This window comes from Bacteroides togonis (assembly GCF_900130135.1).
GTDB lineage: Bacteria > Bacteroidota > Bacteroidia > Bacteroidales > Bacteroidaceae > Bacteroides > Bacteroides pullorum.
In genome coordinates, this window is the sequence record NZ_LT670820.1 from 2804050 (window position 1) to 2823380 (window position 19331).

Genomic DNA, 19331 nt, shown 5'->3' on the forward strand with positions numbered 1-19331 from the left:
CCAACTCCGTTAACGTAAAGATAACGTAACGTTAACCTTCCGTTTACCTGAGAGGACTTATCTTTGCAACGTCAACCAGAAAACAACAACTAAAAACATACCATTATGAAAACAACTGCGCAACTCACCCCGAACCCTGCCCCGCAGACCGGCGGCATCGAAGTAAAACTCAACACGAAAAGCACCAACCTGTGGACATTCGTTATCTTCCTTCTGCTCCTCTTCTCCGGTTCACTGCTCTACTGCTACGTATGGGAAGAGTCCTCGGCCTATAACGTGGGCTACTTCATCGGCAACTTCTGGAGTGGCTATATCTGGCAAATGACACTCCTTGCTTTCGCCGCCAACATTTTGTCCGGCTATCTGATTCTCTACTTCTGCAACGGACGGCAAACGAAAGCTATACGTTGCCACTCCAGTTGGTCAGGCGTAGGCTATTACTCCACCCGCCCTGTCTCCTTAAGGTGGTATCGTCTGTTCTTGCTGCTGCCCGCCATTCTGATGGGTATCCTGCCCTTCCTGCACGGCTTCTGCACGGGCAACAAGACAATCTATGCCTTCGGCATCTTCAGCCTGGCCTGCGCCGTGGGCGACGTGATGCTCTACTGGAAGCTGCGCCCCTTTGACGACGAAGACCTCTATCAGGCCGAAGGAAAACCCTTCGAGGGCACCGTCATCCGACGCAACTACACGAAATAGAGCTGCCCGTTTGTCAAGAAAGGCAACCAAGCTTTCCGAAGCCCCGTTTTCAGGTGTTTTTCAGGTACTACCTGAAAGGCTTTCAGGTCTAACCTGAAGGGTCTTCAGGTAGGGACTGAAAGGTCTTCAGGTACGGACCTGAAATGTATTCAGGTTTTTCCGGAAAGACGCCTGAAAAATCAAATACTGATTATCAGCGGATTAGTGATCTTCGACAGAAACGACGCAACTTGATGCAGACAGGTCTTTCTTCCTTCGGACGAGGCTATCTTTTGTCAGGAATATTCAGCAAGAAGGAAGCATGGCGGCAGACACTCTTCCACCCCGCTATTGTTAACAAGTCAATAATGAAGGCTATTTGTGTCAGAAAAGTCCTATATTTGCACATTAATATAATTAAGAAAAACAGAGAACAATGAAAATAGCACTGATCGGTTATGGCAAGATGGGCAAGGAAATAGAACGCATTGCCCGTAGCCGCGGACACGAAATCGTCTGCATCATCGACATCGACAACCAGGAGGACTTCCAGTCCGAAGCCTTCCGCTCGGCCGACGTGGCCATCGAGTTCACCAACCCCAAGGCTGCCTACGGCAACTACATGAAGGCCTTCGAGGCGGGCGTGAAGCTCGTGTCGGGTAGTACGGGCTGGACGGAAGAACACGGCGAGGAAGTGCGACGCCTCTGCACCGAGGGCGGACGGACGCTGTTCTGGTCGAGCAACTTCAGCCTGGGCGTGGCCATCTTCTCGGCCGTCAACAAGTACCTGGCCAAGATTATGAACCAGTTCCCCGGCTACGACGTGAGCATGAGCGAAACGCACCACATCCACAAGCTGGACGCCCCGAGCGGCACCGCCATCACCCTGGCTGAAGGCATCCTCGAAAACCTCGACCGCAAGTCGCGCTGGGTGAAGGGCACGCTCCAGGCACCCGACGGCACCGTGACGGGCACCACCGCCTGCGCTGCCGACGAACTGCCTGTCAGCTCCATCCGCGAAGGCGAAGTACCGGGCATCCACAGCATTCGCTACGACTCCGAGGCCGACAGCATCACTATCACCCACGACGCCAAGAACCGCAGCGGCTTTGCCCTGGGCGCCGTGCTGGCCGCCGAATACACCGCCACGCACGAAGGCTTCCTGGGGATGGGCGACTTATTCCCGTTTCTGAAATAAACAAGCATAGCAAGCCATGAAACAAGTATCACGCAAACAATGGATCAAGTTCGGCATCGTCACGCTGCTCTACCTGCTCTTCCTCCTGTGGGTCAGGAGCTGGTGGGGACTGGTGGTCGTGCCTTTCATCTATGACATCTACATCACCAAGAAGATACCCTGGAGCTGGTGGAGGAAGTCCGAGAACGCTGCCGTGCGCGGCGTCATGAGCTGGGTGGACGCCATCGTGTTCGCCCTGGTAGCCGTCTACTTCGTCAACATCTACCTCTTCCAGAACTATCAGATACCGTCGTCGTCGCTGGAGAAATCACTGCTCGTGGGCGACTTCCTCTACGTGAGCAAGGTGAGCTACGGACCGCGCGTGCCCAACACGCCGCTCTCCATGCCGCTGGCCCAGCACACACTGCCCGTGTTCAACTGCAAGTCGTACATCGAGTGGCCGCAGTGGAAGTACAAGCGCGTGCCGGGCTTCGGACGGGTGAAGCTGAACGACATCGTGGTGTTCAACTTCCCCGCAGGCGACACTGTGGCCACCAACTTCCAGCAGACCGACTTCTACAGCCTGGCCTACAGCGAAGGGCAGCGCGTCTATCCGAAGCAGGTCAACATGGACAGCCTGACGCGCCAGCAGCAGCGGGCCGTCTACGACCTCTACTATGCAGCAGGACGCAACCTCATCTTGTCCAACCCGCAGATGTATGGCAAGGTCATCACCCGCCCTGTTGACCGCCGCGAGAACTACGTGAAGCGCTGCGTGGGCCTGCCGGGCGACACGCTCCAAATCAAGGAGGGACAAGTATATATCGACGGCCAGGCCATCGAGAACCCCGAAGGCCTGCAGTTCAACTACTTCGTGCAGACCACCGGCCCGCTCATCCCCGAAACCCTCTTCCGCGAGCTGGGCATCAGCAAGGACGACCAGTGGCTGATGAACAACGATCCGGGCTGGGAGGCCGAACTGGAGGCCATGGGCTTCGACCGCCGCGACGCACAGGGCCGTCTAGCTCCCGTCTATCACTTGCCGCTGACGCAGGCCATGCGCCAGGCCCTCGAAGGCAACAAGAAACTCATCAGCCGCGTCGCCATGGAGCCCGAGAGCTTTGCTGGACAGATGTATCCGCAGAACCTCTATACGAAGTGGGACCGCAACAACTACGGCCCCATCTGGATACCCGCCAAGGGAACCACCATCACCCTGACGGACGACAACCTGCCCATCTACGAGCGCTGCATCACGGCCTATGAGGGCAACAAGCTGGAACGCCGCCCCGACGGCCTCTACATCAACGGCCAGAAGACCGACACCTATACCTTCCAGATGGACTACTACTGGATGATGGGTGACAACCGCCACAATTCGGCCGACTCGCGCTATTGGGGCTTCGTGCCCGAAGACCACGTGGTAGGCAAGCCGCTCGTCGTATGGCTCTCGCTGGACAAGGACCGCGGCTGGCTGGACGGCAAGATACGCTGGAGCCGCCTGTTCAAATGGGTAGGCTAAGCTGAACGGAGGACAAGCTCCATGAAGAAGGCGGGAAGAATCATACTGACTATAGCTGGAGTGGCGCTCATCGTGGTGCTGCTCCGCTCGTGTGTGGCTACCTCCTACCTGATTCCTTCGGCCGGCATGGAGAACTCGCTCTACCAGGGCGAACGCATCCTGGTAAACAAGTGGAGCTACGGGCTGCGCCTGCCCTTCATGCGCCTGTGGGGCTACCATCGCTGGGGAGATTGCAACGTCAGCAAGGAAGACATCCTCGTCTTCAACAACCCTGCCAACCGACTGGCAGACATCAGCCGGCGTGAAGTCTTCATCAGCCGCTGCATCGGCCTGCCGGGCGATACGCTGCTGGTCGATTCCTTCTTCACTGCCCTGCCCTGCGAGCAGTATGCCCCCGACCAGAAGTTTGTCTACGCCTATCCCAAGAACAAGGAACGCCAGCTGGACACGCTGCTTGCCACACTCTCCATCCGCCACGCCGAACGGATGGGCGAAGACTCGCTCCACTACCTGCGCAGCTTCAGCCGTTACGAATACTATCTGCTGGAGCAAGCTCTCTACGGACACTGCTGGATACAACCGGCCACTCGCCCCGACTCCCTGCAGGAAGCCCGCGCCCTCATCGTGCCGAAGAAGGGCCGCGCCGTGCGCGTCTATCCGTGGAACCGCGTGCTGCTGTGCAACACGCTGGTACTGCACGAGCACCGCAACGCCAAGATACAGAACGACACCCTCTACGTGGACGGCCGCCCCGTGCAGCACTGCGTCTTCACGAAAGACTACTACTGGGTGGCCTCGAACAACGCGGCCAACGTGTCGGACTCGCGCCTCTTCGGCTTCGTGCCCGAAGACCACCTCATCGGACGGGCTTCCGTCATCTGGTTCTCGCGCGACAAGGAAAGCGGCATGCGCTGGGAAAGGATTGGCAAGGCGGTGCGATAACAACAAGAAAGCAATGGAAAAGGAAACGATATACCTCTCTTCGGCCTACCTGGCCCCGGTGGAATACTACACCAAGCTGCTGGCCTACAGCCACGTCTATGTGGAAGACTGCGACCACTACCTGAAGCAGACCTACCGCAACCGCTGCACCATCGCCGCGCCGGACGGTCCGCTGGCGCTCTCGGTGCCCATCGTCAAGCCCGACACACTGAAGTGCCCCATGAAGGACATCCGCATCTCCGACCACGGCAACTGGCGCCACCTGCACTGGAATGCTCTGGAATCGGCCTACAACCATACCCCTTTCTTCGAATACTACAAGGACGACTTCCGCCCCTTCTACGAACAGAAGTACGAGTTCCTGGCCGACTTCAACGAAGCCCTGTGCCGCCTGGTCTGCTCGCTCATCGGGCTGGAACCGCAGATGGAACGCACCACGGACTACAAGACCACCTTCGCTCCCGGCGAAGACGACTTCCGCGAACGCATCCACCCCAAGAAGGACTTCCGCACGGAGGACCCCGACTTCTGCCCGCAACCCTATTACCAGGTGTTCCAGGAACGGCTGGGCTTCCTGCCCAACCTGAGCATCGCGGACCTGCTGTTCAATATGGGACCCGAAAGCCTGCTGGTATTGCAGGCCAGCCATCGAAGAGAAAACGTACATTCATTCATTTAAACAATATATTTATCATGAAGAACTTATTTGACATCAGAGACAGAGTAGTAGTCATCACCGGAGGAACCGGCGTATTGGGTAAAGCCATCGCAGCCCACCTGGCCGAAGAAGGCGCTAAAGTGGTTATCCTTGGCCGCAAAGCTGAGGTAGGCAATGCCATCGTGGCAGACATCAAGGCAAAGGGTGGAGAAGCCATGTTCCTGACTACCGACGTGATGGACCGCAGCAAACTGGAGCAGAACCTGGCTGACATCCTGAAGACTTACGGACGTGTAGATGCCCTGCTGAATGCAGCCGGAGGCAATATGCCGGGAGCCACCATCGGCCCGGACGGCACGTTCTTCGACCTGAAGATTGAAGAATTTCAGCGCGTACTCGAACTGAACCTGACCGGCACCGTATTGCCTACGCAAGTTTTCCTGAAACCGATGGTAGAACAGAAGAAGGGCGTCATCGTCAACTTCTCCAGCATGGCTGCCTTCCGCCCCATGACTCGCGTAGCAGGCTATGCCGCCGCCAAGGCAGGCATCTCCAACTACACCGCTTTCATGGCTACCGAAGTAGCCAAGAAGTTCGGCGAGGGTATCCGTGTGAACGCCATCGCGCCGGGCTTCTTCCTGACCGAACAGAACCGCACCCTGCTGACCAACCCCGACGGTTCGTGGACGCAGCGCGGACAGGACGTCATCCGCCAGACTCCCTTCGGCCGCATGGGACGCCCCGAAGAACTGTGCGGAACCATCCAGTACCTCATCAGCGACGCTTCGAGCTTCGTGACGGGTACCGTGGCCGTGGTAGACGGCGGATTCAATGTATTTGCCATGTAATCCTCAAAAAAACAATACCGATATGATACTTTGCGAACAAACCTGGCGCTGGTACGGGCCGAACGACCCCGTCAGTCTGTGGGACATCAAGCAGGCCGGAGCTACCGGCATCGTCAACGCCCTGCACCACATCCCCAACGGCGAGGTGTGGACGGTAGAAGAGATTATGAAACGCAAGCAGATGATCGAGGGAGTGGGCCTCACGTGGTCCGTCGTAGAGAGCGTGCCCGTACATGAGCACATCAAGACGCAGACAGGCGACTTTCAACGCTACATCGACAACTACAAGGAAAGCCTGCGCAACCTCGCCCAATGCGGCATCTACATCGTCACCTACAACTTCATGCCCGTGCTCGACTGGACACGCACCGACCTGGCCTACGAACTGCCCGACGGCAGCCGCGCCCTGCGCTTCGAACGTGCCGCCTTCATCGCCTTCGACCTCTTCCTGCTGAAACGCCCCGGCGCCGAAGCCGACTATACCGACGAAGAGAAGGCCAAGGCACGCGCCCGCTTCGAGCAGATGACCGACGAAGACAAGCAGAAACTCGTCCGCAACATGATAGCCGGCCTGCCCGGCTCGGAAGAGAGCTTCACGCTGGAGCAGTTCCAGCACGAACTGGACCGCTACAAGGATATCACGCCCGAACGCCTGCGCCGGAACCTCATCTACTTCCTGAGCGAAATCTGCCCCGTGGCCGACGAAGTGGGCGTGAAGCTCGTCATCCATCCCGACGACCCGCCCATGTCCATCCTGGGCTTGCCACGCATCATGAGCTGTGCCGAAGACTTCCAGGCGCTCATCGACGCCGTGCCCAACCCCAGCAACGGCCTCTGCCTCTGCACCGGCTCGCTCGGCGTCAGCAGCGCCAACGACTGCGCCGCCATGATGACCCGCTTCGCCGACCGCATCAACTTCGTGCACCTGCGCTCCACGCAGCGCGACGCAGAGGGCAACTTCCACGAGGCGAACCACCTGGAGGGCGACGTCGACATGTACGGCGTGATGAAGGCCTTCCTTGAGCTGCAACAGCGCCGCGGCGTCTCCATCCCCATGCGTCCCGACCACGGACATCAGATGGTGGACGACCTGCGCAAGAAGACCAACCCCGGCTACTCGTGCATCGGCCGCCTGCGCGGACTGGCCGAACTGCGCGGACTAGAGATGGGGATTGCGAAATCGATTTATTAATTAATAGTTAGCGGTGAGCATATTATCTGTGCTCACCGCTAACCGTTTACCCCTAACCACTAACTCCATGCTCAAACTCCAAACTCCCAACGGCGACACCCGCATCCTGCTCCACTCGTGCTGCGCCCCCTGCTCGTCGGCCATCATCGAGTGCATGCTGGCCAACGGACTGCGCCCCACCGTGTTCTACTGCAACCCCAACATCTACCCGCAGGCAGAGTACGAGACGCGCAAGAACGAAGCCATCCGCTTCGTCACCGCCCAAGGCCTCGATTTCGTCGACGCCGACTACGACTACGCCCACTGGAAAGCCCGGATGACGGGACTGGAGGACGAGCCCGAACGCGGCCCGCGCTGCCTGCGCTGCTTCACCCTGCGCCTGACGGAGACCGCCCGCTATGCCTCGGAACACGGTTTCACGCTGTTCACCACCACCCTCGCCTCGTCGCGCTGGAAGAGTCTGGAGCAAATCAACGAGGCCGGACGATGCGCCGCCGCCCGCTACCCCGGCACCCTGTTCTGGGAGCAGAACTGGCGGAAAGGCGGACTACAGGAGCGGCGCAACCAGCTGCTCCGCGAATATGCGTTCTACAACCAACAGTACTGCGGCTGCGAATTCAGCATGAGGCGCCTCAACAAGCCGAAAGAAGGCTGACTGCCCCGCACTGGGATTCCGTCCTGCACACTGCAGGAGGCTTTCGCGCTTCGCGATTTCGTCCTGCACGCTGCAGGAAGCTTTCGCGCTTCGCGATTCCGTCCTGCACGCTGCGGCAAGCTTTCGCGCTTCGCGATTTCGTCCTGCACGCTGCAGGAAGCTTTCGCGCTTCGCGATTCCGTCCTGCACGCTGCGGCAAGCTTTCGCACTTCGCGATTTCGTCCTGCACGCTGCAGGAAGCTTTCGCGCTTCGCGATTCCGTCCTGCACGTTGCGGGAAGCTTTCGCACTTCGCGATTCCGTCCTGCACGTTGCAGGAAGCTTTCGCACTTCGCGATTCCGTCCTGCACGTTGCAGCAGGCTTTCGCAAGCCGCGAAAACGCCGCCCATCACTTGTAAATCAATACGGAAAGATAGTCTTCGGCCAGCAGCTCGCCCGCCACGGCCAGCAGCTCGTCCGCCGTAAGCTCGGCGACGCGGCGGCAGACGGCCTCCTGCGACTCGTAGCGGTTGTAGTGGAGGAAAGTCTTCGCCATGCCCAGGGCGTTGTTCTCGTTGTTGTCCGACGCCACGCCTATCTGGCCTATCAGCTGCTTCTGGGCGGCGGCCAGCTGCGAGGCGGTCAGGCGGCGGTCGCGCAGGCGCTTCAGCTCCTTGTGCACCAAGTGGAGGCAGAGGTCCACGTCGGCGGGGTCGCAGCCGAAGTAGATGCAGAACGTGCCCGTGTCGGTGTAGGCCGTCAGGTTCGACTCCACGTTGTAGACCAGCCCGCGGCGTTCGCGCAGCGAGACGTTCAGGCGGCTGTTCATGCCCGGCCCGCCCAGCAGGTTGTTCAGCAGGTAGAGGGCCGTGCGGCGGTGGTCGTAGGCGTTGTAGCCGCGGGCGCCCAGCATGACGTGCGCCTGGTTCGTGCCCTTGTCCAGCACAAGGCGGTCGGGCACGTAGAGCGGCGGGGGCATACGGCGGTCCGTAACGGTGTCGCCCGTCCCGCTGCCGGGCAAGTCGCCTACCAACTTCTCGGCCAGGCGCACCACACGGCGGAAATCCACGTCGCCCAGAACGAAGAACACCATATTTTCCGGCCGGTAGTAGCGGCGGGTGAAGGCCACAGCGTCCTCCGTGCGGAACGTGCGCAGCCGTTCGGGCCGTCCCAGGATGTTGCGCCCCAGCGGATGGCCGCGGAAGATGAGGTCCTCGAAATCGTCGAATATCAGTTCGGCCGGATTGTCCTCGTACGACTGTATCTCGTCGATGATGACCTCGGTCTCCTTCTCAATTTCGCGTTGGGGAAAGGTAGAGTGGAACACGATGTCGGCCAGCAGCTCGAAGGCGCGGGCAAAATGCTCCACGAGGAATGCCGAATAGACCACCGTCTCCTCCTTGTTGGTATAGGCGTTCAAGTCGCCGCCCACGTTCTCCATGCGGTTCAGGATGTGCCACGCCCGCCGCTTCTGCGTTCCCTTGAAGATGAGGTGCTCCACAAAGTGGGCCATGCCCTGCTCCTCTTCGCGCTCGTCGCGCGTGCCGGCGTCGACGGCAAATCCACAATAAGCCACCCGCGAGCGCAGGGGCTCGTGGATGATGCGCAGGCCGTTAGCCAGCGTATGCACGTGATACTCCGGTTCCCCGGTTTCAAACTTCTTCATCGGTCGGTTTTCTTACATTTTGCGCCTGCAAAAATACAACAAAACCTATTGCGTTTTATGGAAAATTGCGGATATTTGCACCCGGCAAAAGCGGGAAGACGCGCCCCGGCCGCCTCCCCGCGAGCGTAAAAACATCATTCACTATGCGAAAAGTAATCGGCATCGGAGAAACCATTCTCGACATTCTCTTCCGCAACGGGCAGCCCACCGCGGCCGTACCCGGCGGTTCTGTTTTCAACGGCCTCGTGTCGCTGAGCCGTGCGGGTGTCCCCATCCGCTTCATCAGCGAGACGGGCAACGACCAGGTAGGCAACATCATTCTCCAGTTCATGCGCGACAACGGCATGCCCACGGAACACGTCAACGTTTTCCCCGACGGCAAGTCACCCGTGTCGCTCGCCTTCCTCAACGAACGGAACGACGCCGCATACCTCTTTTATAAAGACTATCCCCGCCAGCGACTCGACGTGGTGTGGCCCGAAGTAAACGAAGACGACATCGTCATCCTCGGTTCTTATTACGCCCTGAACCCCGTGCTACGCGACAAAATCGTGGAACTGCTGGACACAGCGCGCGCCAAGAAAGCCATCGTCTACTACGACCCCAACTTCCGCTCCACGTACAAGGAAGAAGCTATCAAGCTGGCGCCCACCATCATCGAAAATCTGGAATACGCCGACATCGTCCGAGGATCAGTCGACGACTTCTTTTACATGTACAACCTGCAGGACGTGGACAAGATTTACAAGGACAAAATCAAGTTCTACTGCCGCAACTTCATCTGCACCGCCGGACACAAAGACATCGCCTTGCGCACGGCCCGCTTCAGCAAGGATTACCCTATTCCGACAGTCGAAACCGTCAGCACCGTCGGCGCGGGCGACAACTTCAACGCCGGTATCATCTACGGCCTGTTGAAGCTGGATATCCGCTACGACGACCTGAACGACCTGGACGAAGCGCGCTGGAACCGCGTGATGGACTACGGCATCGCCTTCGCCACGGAGTCGTGCCGCAGCCTGAACAACAGCATCTCCCCGGAATTTGCAGAAAAATTAAAGATAGAAAAAGAAGCATAAAAGGGGCACCCGTCCAATACGCCTTGAACGCAATTTTCCTATATTTGTGATAACCGGCTTTCCGGGGACGGCATCCGTCCCGCATGGAAGCCGGATTTCTGTCCATCCAAAAGAAAATTCGCAAGTATGTATAGAAATTTGTATTGCCTGTTAATGTTAGCTGCCCTGCTCCCGTCGTGCAGCAAAACCAGTCCACGCATCTCCGTCGTGTGCGAAGAAAACAACGTAGGGAACAGCGTCGTGAAATGGGAAACTATCCCCGAAATCCCCGGCGAAGTCAAAGTCTATGCATCTGAAAGCCCGGAACACACGGGCACGGAACATCTCGTAGCCAGCGCACCCATCTCCGACCAGCACCTGACCATCATCACCACCGACCCCATGCGCCGGTATTATTACCGGATGGTTTTCGCCGAGAAATACAAGGTAGACATGGCTACACGCAACATCAACATCCCGGGCATACAGAATTTCCGCGACCTCGGAGGCTATCCCTCCTACCCGCATCATAAATTCGTCCGCTGGGGAATGCTCTACCGTTCCGGTGAAATCAACAGGCTACGCAAAGGTTCACTAAAGAAACTGAAAAACCTGGGAATACGAACCATTATCGACCTCCGTTCGCCCGAAGAGAAAATGGAACTCAGTAAAAGTCTGGAGAAAAACTTCAGCGTAGTATCTATCCCCATCGCTACTGGAAACATGGAACAAATCATTAACGGCGTGCAAGACCGAAGCATCCGTAGTGATACAGTTTACCGCATCGTGGAACGCATGAACCGGGAATTGATTACCAAATACGCGGTACAATACCGTAAATTATTTGACCTCCTGCTCAATGAGGACAACTACCCCGTCGTCATCCACTGTTCCTCTGGTAAAGGCCGCACAGGTATTGTCTCAGCGCTCATTTTAGCCTGCCTCGATGTCAACGAAGACAAAATCATGGAAGACTACCGCCTGAGCAACGATTACTTCAACATTCCTCGGGCTACCCGCTACGCCTACAACTTGCCCGTCCGCTCGCAGGAAGCCATCACTACACTCTTCTCCGCCCGCGAAGACTTCCTGAACGCAGCCAAGGAGGAAGCCGAACGCCAGTATGGCGACATCAAAACCTATCTGCGCGAAGGCATCGGCCTCAGCAAGCAGGAAATGAAACATCTGCGGAATATCCTGCTGACAAAGCAGCCGTAAGACAATCCGAAAACGAAGCTTTCGTTTTGTACTTCACTCGGTTTGCACTATCTTTGTCCCCAAAACATAAAGAGATACAAAGATTTAATGAAGACATTTGAAGAGCTTGGTGTGTCGCCGGAGATACGCCGCGCCATCGAAGAGATGGGATATGCGTATCCCATGCCAGTACAAGAAGAAGTAATTCCCTATCTTTTGGGAGAAAACAATGACGTGGTGGCTCTGGCACAGACAGGCACCGGAAAGACAGCGGCCTTCGGACTGCCGCTGACACAGAAAATCGACGTCAGCAAACAATATCCACAATCACTGATCCTCTGCCCCACGCGTGAGCTCTGTCTCCAGATTGCGGGCGACCTGAACGACTACAGCAAGTATATCAACGGCTTACGCGTGCTGCCCGTCTACGGTGGCTCGTCCATCGAAAGCCAGATCAAGGCCCTGAAACGCGGCGTGCACATCATCGTGGCTACGCCCGGCCGCCTGCTCGACCTCATGGAGCGCAAGACCGTCTCCCTGATCACCATCCAGAACGTGGTGATGGACGAGGCCGACGAAATGCTCAACATGGGCTTCACCGACAGCATCAACGCCATCCTGGCCGACGTGCCCGAAGAACGCAACACTCTGCTCTTCTCGGCCACCATGAGCCCCGAAATAGCCCGCATCTCGAAGAACTATCTGCACGACGCCAAGGAAATCACCATCGGACGCAAGAACGAGGGAACGGCCAACGTGAAGCACATCGTCTACGTGGTCCATGCCAAGGACAAGTACGAGACGCTGAAACGCATCGTCGACTATTATCCGCAGATATACGGCATCATCTTCTGCCGCACCCGCAAGGAGACGCAGGAGATAGCCGACAAGCTGATGCAGGAAGGTTACAACGCTGACTCGCTACACGGTGAACTGTCGCAGGCGCAGCGCGACGCCGTGATGCAGAAGTTCCGCATCCGCAACCTGCAGCTGCTCGTGGCTACCGACGTGGCCGCCCGCGGACTGGACGTGGACGACCTGACGCACGTCATCAACTACGGCCTGCCCGACGACACCGAAAGCTACACTCACCGCAGCGGACGTACCGGACGCGCCGGAAAGACGGGCACCTCCATCGCCATCATCAACCTGCGCGAGAAGGGCAAAATGCGCGAAATAGAACGCATCATCGCCAAGAAATTCGAGACAGGCGTCATGCCTACCGCCAAGCAAATCTGCGAAAAGCAGTTGATGAAAGTCATCGACGACCTGGAAAAAGTGAAGGTGAACGAAGAAGAGATAGCTGACTTCATGCCCGACGTCTGCCGCAAGCTGGATTGGCTGTCCAAGGAAGACCTCATCAAGCGCATGGTGTCGCACGAGTTCAACCGCTTCGTGGAATACTACCGTGATCGCGAAGAAATAGAGACCGTCGGCACCAACGAAGAGAAGAAAGCTGGAAAAGGTAAAAAGAACGGCAGCCGCAAGGCCGAAGCGGGCTTCACGCGCCTCTTCATCAACGTGGGCAAAACAGACAACTTCTTCCCCACCGATCTCATCGGCCTCATCAACAGTAACACGAAGGGCCGCGTCGACCTGGGACGTATCGACCTGATGCGCAACTTCTCGTTCTTCGAAGTGGACGAGGCCGAAGCCGATAAGGTCATCAAAGCCCTGAACCGCACACGCTGGAACGGACGGAAAATCTCCGTCGAGCCGGCCGGAGAAGCCGACGAGAATACGGGCAGGAAAAAGGCCGAACGCAAAACCGAGAAGCCTGAACGCAAGAAAGCCGAAAAGCCCGCTAAGGAACCCAGACGCGCCAAGCCCAGCCGCGAAGAGCGCGGATACACCAAGCCCCGCGGCCGCAAGGACGACTGGAAGCAATTCTTCCAGCACGAAAACGGGCTCAAGGGGCCCGAACCCGACTTCAGCGAAGAGGGCTGGGCCAAGCCGTCGAAGAAAAAAAAGAAATAAACCGAAGAACCTCAAACGACCGATACCATGACCCTGCAACAACTGGAGTACATCCTCGCCCTGAACCAGTTCCGCCACTTTGGCAAGGCGGCCGAACACTGCGGCGTGACGCAGCCCACCCTGAGTGCACTGATCCAAAAGCTAGAAGAAGAGCTGGACATCCGCATCTTCGACCGCACTCGCCAGTCTGTAAGCCCTACACCTGCCGGACGCCTTATCTTGGGACAGGCGCGACAGGTGCTGGCCGAAGCCGCCCGCATCAAGGAAATGGTGGCTGAAGAAAGGCATATACTGACAGGCACGTTCACCTTGGGCATCCTCCCCACTATCGCCCCCTACCTGCTGCCTCGCTTTTTCCCTCAGCTGATGAAGCAGCACCCGCAGCTGGACATCCGCGTCACGGAGATGAAAACCGCTGCCATCAAGCAGGCTTTGGCAGACGAGAAGATAGACGTCGGCATCGTGGCTGCCCTGGACGGCATGGACGATTTTGCGCAGACGCCGCTCTTCTACGAACAATTCTACGCCTACGTGGCCCGCGAAGATGAACTCTTCAGTCGCGAGACCATCCGCACCGCCGACCTCTCCGGCACGCAGCTCTGGCTGCTAGACGAGGGGCACTGCTTCCGCAACCAGCTCGTCCGCTTCTGCCAGCTGAAATCCGCACAGACCAGCCAGATGGTCTACCATCTGGGCAGCATGGAAACGTTCATGCGCATGGTGGAGGGCGGCAAGGGAGTCACATTCATCCCCGAACTGGCCATATCTCAGTTGAGCGAGACACAGCACGAACTGGTACGCCCCTTCGCCGTGCCCCGCCCCACGCGGCAAATCGTGATGCTTACGTCCAAAGACTTCATCCGCTGCACGCTGCTCGACATACTCAGACAAGCCATCCAGGCCGCCGTACCGGCCGAAATGCTTTCGCCCAAGCCCACGCAGCAAGTCATCTAAAATAAAGTAACAAAATAACAGTATTTCAGGCCTGATACTCAAGCTTCTCCCAACTGAACGTATCTTTCCGTCAATTCACCATGGTGAACAGCCTGCCGGACATATTTTTCTACACATACGCCACAATAATATAGACAGAAAAAAGGACATGACATCATCCAATTTTCAATTCTTCTATCAGGCGGCCCGCCTGACCATATTTCTCGATGATGAACAGCACGTAGCGGATATCTACCCCGATGCAGCGCTGCAAGCGGGGCTCGTAGAGATAATCGCTGCTCATGGCCTCCCAATTGCCGTCGAAAGCCAGGCCGAGGAGCTGACCGCGCGCGTTGAACATGGCGCTGCCCGAGTTACCGCCCGTGATGTCGTTATCCGAAATGAAGCAGACCTTCATCTCTCCGCTCCGATCGGCATAACGGCCGTAGTCGCCGCTCTCCAGCAGGCTCACCAGCTCGGGCTGCAGGGCGAAGTCGGGCTCGCTGCGATGCTCGCGGGCCTTCTCCAGAATGCCACGTACGGTTGTGAAGTAGCGGTAATGCGTCCCGTCGGCCGGGTCATAGCCCCGCACCGTGCCGAAGCTGAGGCGCATCGTTGAATTGGCGTCGGGATAGAAACGACGGTCGGCGTAATAGCGGCGTACAGCGGCATTGAACAGCCGCTCGCCACGGTCAACGGCTAGGTTGGAGGCGTTCATCTGCATGTTCATCTCGAAGAGCTGGGTGATAAGATCGATGCCCAAGTTGATAGCCGGGTCGCTAAAGAGGTGCAGCGTGGTGTCGTTCTCCAGGAAACGCTTCAGACCACGGGGCGTGGCAATGGCCGTACGAGCATAGAGGCTGTCCACATAAGCACGCTCGCTGCCGCCGTAGACGGTAGCGATGGAGTCGTACAGTGACGGCAGATAGTTGACCTCCACATGACGGGGATACTCCTTCAGCAGAGCTGTGAAAACGTCCTTGTCGACGTCCAAGTCGAGGTTGGCATACTTGTCCACGATACCTTGCAGATTGACCTCAACGACCTTTGGATCAGCGCCAAAGTCGAAGTTCAGAATGCTGAGGGCCAGCTGCACCAATTCGGGACCGTTAAGGAAGCTTTCCAGCAAGTAGGCCTGTGCCCGGTTAACGGCACGGCGGTCCTTGTAGGCCAGCTCGAGATCGGTCAGCAAGTGAAGCAAGCTGTCGCGCTCGGCTGGAGTGCGACGTATCCAGTCCTGTAAGTCGCGCTCCAGCGTGCGCTTCCTCTCGAGCACGTTCAGGCGGCGGAGGGAACGATTCGTACCGATGCTGTTCTTCCAGTAGTTAGAACTTTCGTCGTACTTGGAGGCGTACTTGATGCGGATATCGTCGCTGGCGTCCATCGCACGCTTCCAGATGGCCTGCTTCACGCCGCGGATATCTATCTGCGCCTGGTTGATGCCGTTCATGGCTTCCTCGATGCCGAACGACGACAGGTAGCGTTCCGTCGAGCCGGGATAGCCCAGGGTCATGCAGAAATCACCTTCCTGATAGCCTTCAAGTGAAATGGGGGCCACGTAACGGGGATGGTAGGGCACATTGTCGGGCGAGTAGTCGGCCGGACGGTTCCCACGGCCGGCGTAGATGCGGAAGACGCAGAAGTCGCCCGTGTGGCGCGGCCACATCCAATTGTCCTTGTCCCAGCCGAACTTGCCGACGGACGAAGGCGGAGCAAATACCAAGCGAACATCGTTGAAATCTTGATAGACGGAGAGCCAGAATTCATTACCGCCATAATAAGCGTCGACCACGCCCGTCAGCGTGGAGTCCTTCTGCGACACTTCGGCTCCGACGGCTAACATTACCGAGTCGACGGCACTGGCGCGGGCCGACTCGTCCATGTCGGGCCGGACGGCAGAAAGCACACGCTTCGTCACGTTCTCCTGCCGCAGGAGGAAGCGCACGTAAAGTTCGGGATTGGGCAACTCCTCATCGCGCGTGCGGGCCACGAAGCCATCCTGCAAATAGTCATGATCCACACTGGAATGCTGCTGCACGCTGCTAAAGCCGCAATGATGGTTGGTGAGCACCAATCCGTCCTCGGATACCACCACGCCCGAACAGAAGCCGCCAAAGCTCACTACGGCATCCTTCAGCGAGGCCTTGCGAGGGCTGTACAGTTCCTTCGGCTTCAGCTCAAGCCCCATCTCTTTCAGCATGTGGGTAGTCTTTTTGTCCAAATTACCCAGCATCCACATACCCTCGTCAGCCATAACAGCCACGCTCGCCAGCAGACAGGCGGTCAGCAGACAATATTTCAAGTCTCTCATCATCATTATTTTCTTCGTTTTTTCCACAGATTATTTCTTCGTCACCAACCGATTCAACAACGGAATGCGGCTCAGGGGCAGGTCATGTTTCACGATATAGGCAGCAAACACCAGCAGGAGCACCGTCCGCCAACCTAGGCGCAGCCACAAATTCTCAATGGGCACATACTCAGCAGCCACGTAAAGAACGGCGGCCAGCAGCACGTAGCGTCCGATGCCCTTTAGGTCGTAGCGGATGGGGTATTTCTTCTGCCCCACGAAGTAGGACAGCAGCATGGCCACCCCATAGCCCGCAAAGCCCGCCCAGGCGCAGGCCATGTAGCTGTAGCGCGGAATGAGCAGCACATTGATAAGCACCAGCACGGCGCACCCCGTCAGCGAGAAGTAAGCACCCCAGCGCGTCTCGTCAATCAGCTTGTACCAGAACGACAAGTTAAAGTACACGCCCATAAAGATTTCGGCCGCCATCACGATGGGCACTACGCGCAGGCCGGCCCAGTAATCGCGCCCGATGATGAACTTCAGCAGGTCGAGGTAGAACATCACGGCCAGGAAGGCCAGCAGGGTGAAGATGATAAAATACTTCATGGCGGCGGCATAGACCTCACGATTATCCTTGTCGCGGCTCTTGCCGAAGACAAACGGCTCGTAAGCATAGCGGAAGGCCTGCGTCAGCATGGCCATGATCATAGCTATCTTGCTGGCCGCGCCGTAGATGCCCAGCTGCACCTTGGCCTCAGCGGCATCGGGATAGACGTAGGGGAAGATAATCTTGTCGGCCACCTGGTTCAGAATACCTGCCAGACCAAGCACGAGCAAAGGCAGGCTATAGGACAGCATGCGGCGCAGCAGGGCACGATCGAGTACGTAGTGGAAGCCGCGCAGCTCAGGCACGAGGCAGAGCATGACGGTGGACGTGCAGACAAGGTTGAACAAGAAGGCATAGCCAACGTCGCTACCCTTCATCGCCACGTAGTAGACGAGATTCAGGGCGATATTCAGGAAGATGAACAGCAGCTTCAGCGCAGCAAACTTGATGGGGCGCTTCTTGTAGCGCAGGTAGGCAAAGGGGATGCTCTGGATGGCGTCCATGGCCACCACGGCCATCATCATGCCCACGTATTCGGGATGGGCTTCGTAGCCCAGCAGGCTAGCAATAGGTTGCAGAAACACCAATCCCAAAGCAAGAAACGTAAGCGACACGCCACCTACACCCATCAGCGTAGTGGAGTAGACGCGCATAGGATCGTCCTTGCCGTTGTTGGCGAAACGGAAGAAGCCCGTCTCCATGCCGAAGGTAAGCAACACCAGTGCCAAAGCCACCCAAGCATAAATATTTGTCACCACGCCATAGCCTCCGCTCTGCGCAGACATCGCCATGGTATAGACAGGTACCAGCAGATAATTCAAAAATCGCCCTACGATACTGCTTAGGCCGTAGATGGCGGTTTCTTTAGCCAATGATTTCAGATTTGCCATAATTCAATCTTTTTCAGTCAAACAACGACGGCTGTCCTCCGTTGTACATCGTCCGCCCCAAATGCTTATAGGCCAGCTCCGTCACTTCACGACCGCGGGGCGTGCGCTTGATGAAACCTTCCTTGATGAGGAACGGTTCGTAAACTTCCTCGATGGTGCCGGGATCCTCGCCTAAGGCGGTGGCAATGGTTGTGAGGCCCACAGGGCCGCCCTTGAACTTGTCGATGATGGTCATCAGAATCTTGTTGTCTATCTGGTCGAGGCCGTAGCGGTCGATGTTCAGAGCCTCGAGGGCGTAGCGGGCTATCTCGGTGTCGATGCTGCCCGAACCCTTCACCTGAGCAAAGTCGCGTACGCGGCGCAACAGGGCGTTGGCAATACGAGGCGTACCGCGGCTTCGGCTGGCAATCTCGACTGCCGCCTTCGACGAGCAGGGTACGTCGAGGATGCGTGCCGAACGCTGGATGATGGTGCTCAGCACATCGTTGTCGTAGTACTCCAGATGGAGGTTGATGCCGAAGCGCGCACGAAGCGGAGCCGTCAGCAGGCCGCTGCGCGTGGTGGCGCCCACGAGCGTAAAGGGGTTCAGGTCTATCTGGATACTGCGGGCCGAGGGGCCTTTGTCGATCATGATGTCGATACGGTAGTCCTCCATGGCCGAGTAGAGATACTCCTCCACCACAGGGCTGAGGCGGTGGATTTCGTCGATAAAAAGGACGTCATTGGGCTCGAGGCTCGTCAGGATGCCCGCCAGATCGCCCGGCTTGTCGAGCACAGGGCCGGAGGTAATCTTGAAGCCCACACCCAGCTCGTTGGCTATGATATTGGACAACGTAGTCTTTCCCAAGCCGGGAGGGCCGTGGAGCAGCGTATGGTCCAGCGCCTCGCCGCGCAGACGGGCCGCCTTGACGAAGATGCGGAGGTTGTCCACCACCTTGTCCTGACCGCTGAAATCTTCGAAAGCCAGCGGGCGGAGCACGTTCTCGAAGTCGCGCTCACGGCTGTTCATCGGCTGCTGGTTACGTATATCAAAGTTTTCTTGTTCCATGATGCATGTTT

General features: G+C 57.6%; 16 protein-coding genes. 12 read left to right on the forward strand and 4 right to left on the reverse strand.

From position 1 onward, the window contains the following. Positions 1–105: 105 nt before the first annotated feature. The 8 genes from BQ8005_RS11890 to BQ8005_RS11925 all read left to right on the forward strand — a co-directional run bounded on the left by BQ8005_RS11890 (position 106) and on the right by BQ8005_RS11925 (position 7672). The gene (locus tag BQ8005_RS11890) at positions 106–699 is read left to right on the forward strand and encodes a metalloprotease family protein (RefSeq protein WP_075318196.1); all 594 of its coding nucleotides are present in this window, start codon (positions 106–108) and stop codon (positions 697–699) included. Positions 700–1114: 415 nt separating this feature from the next. Next, on the forward strand, positions 1115–1876 hold the full coding sequence (gene dapB / locus BQ8005_RS11895; protein ID WP_021846428.1) for a 4-hydroxy-tetrahydrodipicolinate reductase: 762 nt from the start codon (positions 1115–1117) through the stop codon (positions 1874–1876). 16 nt (positions 1877–1892) lie between these two features. After that, positions 1893–3377, forward strand: coding sequence for a S26 family signal peptidase (locus tag BQ8005_RS11900; protein ID WP_021846427.1), 1485 nt, complete (start codon positions 1893–1895; stop codon positions 3375–3377). A 21-nt stretch (positions 3378–3398) separates the two neighbouring features. Beyond that, entirely contained in the window at positions 3399–4319 is a 921-nt protein-coding gene (gene lepB, locus BQ8005_RS11905) for a signal peptidase I (RefSeq protein WP_075318197.1), read from the forward strand. Positions 4320–4332: 13 nt separating this feature from the next. Beyond that, complete coding sequence (locus BQ8005_RS11910) at positions 4333–4998, forward strand: WbqC family protein (RefSeq protein ID WP_075318198.1); 666 nt, start codon at positions 4333–4335, stop codon at positions 4996–4998. 14 nt (positions 4999–5012) lie between these two features. Continuing rightward, positions 5013–5825, forward strand: coding sequence for an SDR family oxidoreductase (locus BQ8005_RS11915; RefSeq protein ID WP_075318199.1), 813 nt, complete (start codon positions 5013–5015; stop codon positions 5823–5825). Positions 5826–5847: 22 nt separating this feature from the next. Continuing rightward, positions 5848–7017, forward strand: a complete 1170-nt coding sequence (uxuA, locus tag BQ8005_RS11920) for a mannonate dehydratase (protein WP_075318200.1) — start codon at positions 5848–5850, stop codon at positions 7015–7017. 67 nt (positions 7018–7084) lie between these two features. Then, on the forward strand, positions 7085–7672 hold the full coding sequence (locus BQ8005_RS11925) for an epoxyqueuosine reductase QueH (RefSeq protein ID WP_075318201.1): 588 nt from the start codon (positions 7085–7087) through the stop codon (positions 7670–7672). 388 nt (positions 7673–8060) lie between these two features. On the opposite strand, the gene BQ8005_RS11930 is transcribed toward BQ8005_RS11925, so the two are convergent. Next, positions 8061–9317: a M16 family metallopeptidase gene (locus tag BQ8005_RS11930; protein ID WP_075318202.1), complete on the reverse strand. Its 1257-nt coding sequence runs from the start codon at positions 9315–9317 to the stop codon at positions 8061–8063. A 143-nt stretch (positions 9318–9460) separates the two neighbouring features. Between BQ8005_RS11930 and BQ8005_RS11935 the strand changes: the two genes are divergently transcribed. The 4 genes from BQ8005_RS11935 (at position 9461) to BQ8005_RS11950 (ending at position 14503) form a co-directional block, all read left to right on the forward strand. Next, positions 9461–10396, forward strand: a complete 936-nt coding sequence (locus BQ8005_RS11935; RefSeq protein ID WP_075319177.1) for a carbohydrate kinase family protein — start codon at positions 9461–9463, stop codon at positions 10394–10396. A gap of 126 nt (positions 10397–10522) precedes the next feature. Next, the gene (locus BQ8005_RS11940; protein ID WP_075318203.1) at positions 10523–11593 is read left to right on the forward strand and encodes a tyrosine-protein phosphatase; all 1071 of its coding nucleotides are present in this window, start codon (positions 10523–10525) and stop codon (positions 11591–11593) included. An 87-nt stretch (positions 11594–11680) separates the two neighbouring features. Continuing rightward, on the forward strand, positions 11681–13549 hold the full coding sequence (locus BQ8005_RS11945) for a DEAD/DEAH box helicase (protein ID WP_075318204.1): 1869 nt from the start codon (positions 11681–11683) through the stop codon (positions 13547–13549). A gap of 27 nt (positions 13550–13576) precedes the next feature. Continuing rightward, positions 13577–14503 carry a hydrogen peroxide-inducible genes activator gene (locus BQ8005_RS11950; protein ID WP_021846665.1) on the forward strand — a complete coding sequence of 309 codons (927 nt, stop codon included), beginning with the start codon at positions 13577–13579 and terminating at the stop codon, positions 14501–14503. Between the two features lie 154 nt (positions 14504–14657). Here BQ8005_RS11950 and BQ8005_RS11955 read toward each other — a convergent pair whose 3' ends face one another. The 3 genes from BQ8005_RS11955 to ruvB are packed head-to-tail and all read right to left on the reverse strand — an operon-like array spanning position 14658 to position 19320. After that, on the reverse strand, positions 14658–16793 hold the full coding sequence (locus BQ8005_RS11955; protein WP_075319179.1) for a S46 family peptidase: 2136 nt from the start codon (positions 16791–16793) through the stop codon (positions 14658–14660). 30 nt (positions 16794–16823) lie between these two features. After that, the gene (locus BQ8005_RS11960) at positions 16824–18272 is read right to left on the reverse strand and encodes a lipopolysaccharide biosynthesis protein (RefSeq protein WP_075318205.1); all 1449 of its coding nucleotides are present in this window, start codon (positions 18270–18272) and stop codon (positions 16824–16826) included. 13 nt (positions 18273–18285) lie between these two features. Further along, on the reverse strand, positions 18286–19320 hold the full coding sequence (gene ruvB, locus BQ8005_RS11965) for a Holliday junction branch migration DNA helicase RuvB (protein WP_075318206.1): 1035 nt from the start codon (positions 19318–19320) through the stop codon (positions 18286–18288). Positions 19321–19331: the final 11 nt, after the last annotated feature.

Bases quoted from the DNA above. Each gene is read 5' to 3' on its own strand.
- BQ8005_RS11890 (WP_075318196.1), top strand. From the start codon at position 106: ATGAAAACAACTGCGCAACTCACCCCGAACCCTGCCCCGCAGACCGGC.
- dapB (WP_021846428.1), top strand. From the start codon at position 1,115: ATGAAAATAGCACTGATCGGTTATGGCAAGATGGGCAAGGAAATAGAA.
- BQ8005_RS11900 (WP_021846427.1), top strand. From the start codon at position 1,893: ATGAAACAAGTATCACGCAAACAATGGATCAAGTTCGGCATCGTCACG.
- lepB (WP_075318197.1), top strand. From the start codon at position 3,399: ATGAAGAAGGCGGGAAGAATCATACTGACTATAGCTGGAGTGGCGCTC.
- BQ8005_RS11910 (WP_075318198.1), top strand. From the start codon at position 4,333: ATGGAAAAGGAAACGATATACCTCTCTTCGGCCTACCTGGCCCCGGTG.
- BQ8005_RS11915 (WP_075318199.1), top strand. From the start codon at position 5,013: ATGAAGAACTTATTTGACATCAGAGACAGAGTAGTAGTCATCACCGGA.
- uxuA (WP_075318200.1), top strand. From the start codon at position 5,848: ATGATACTTTGCGAACAAACCTGGCGCTGGTACGGGCCGAACGACCCC.
- BQ8005_RS11925 (WP_075318201.1), top strand. From the start codon at position 7,085: ATGCTCAAACTCCAAACTCCCAACGGCGACACCCGCATCCTGCTCCAC.
- BQ8005_RS11930 (WP_075318202.1), bottom strand. From the start codon at position 9,317: ATGAAGAAGTTTGAAACCGGGGAACCGGAGTATCACGTGCATACGCTG.
- BQ8005_RS11935 (WP_075319177.1), top strand. From the start codon at position 9,461: ATGCGAAAAGTAATCGGCATCGGAGAAACCATTCTCGACATTCTCTTC.
- BQ8005_RS11940 (WP_075318203.1), top strand. From the start codon at position 10,523: ATGTATAGAAATTTGTATTGCCTGTTAATGTTAGCTGCCCTGCTCCCG.
- BQ8005_RS11945 (WP_075318204.1), top strand. From the start codon at position 11,681: ATGAAGACATTTGAAGAGCTTGGTGTGTCGCCGGAGATACGCCGCGCC.
- BQ8005_RS11950 (WP_021846665.1), top strand. From the start codon at position 13,577: ATGACCCTGCAACAACTGGAGTACATCCTCGCCCTGAACCAGTTCCGC.
- BQ8005_RS11955 (WP_075319179.1), bottom strand. From the start codon at position 16,793: ATGAGAGACTTGAAATATTGTCTGCTGACCGCCTGTCTGCTGGCGAGC.
- BQ8005_RS11960 (WP_075318205.1), bottom strand. From the start codon at position 18,272: ATGGCAAATCTGAAATCATTGGCTAAAGAAACCGCCATCTACGGCCTA.
- ruvB (WP_075318206.1), bottom strand. From the start codon at position 19,320: ATGGAACAAGAAAACTTTGATATACGTAACCAGCAGCCGATGAACAGC.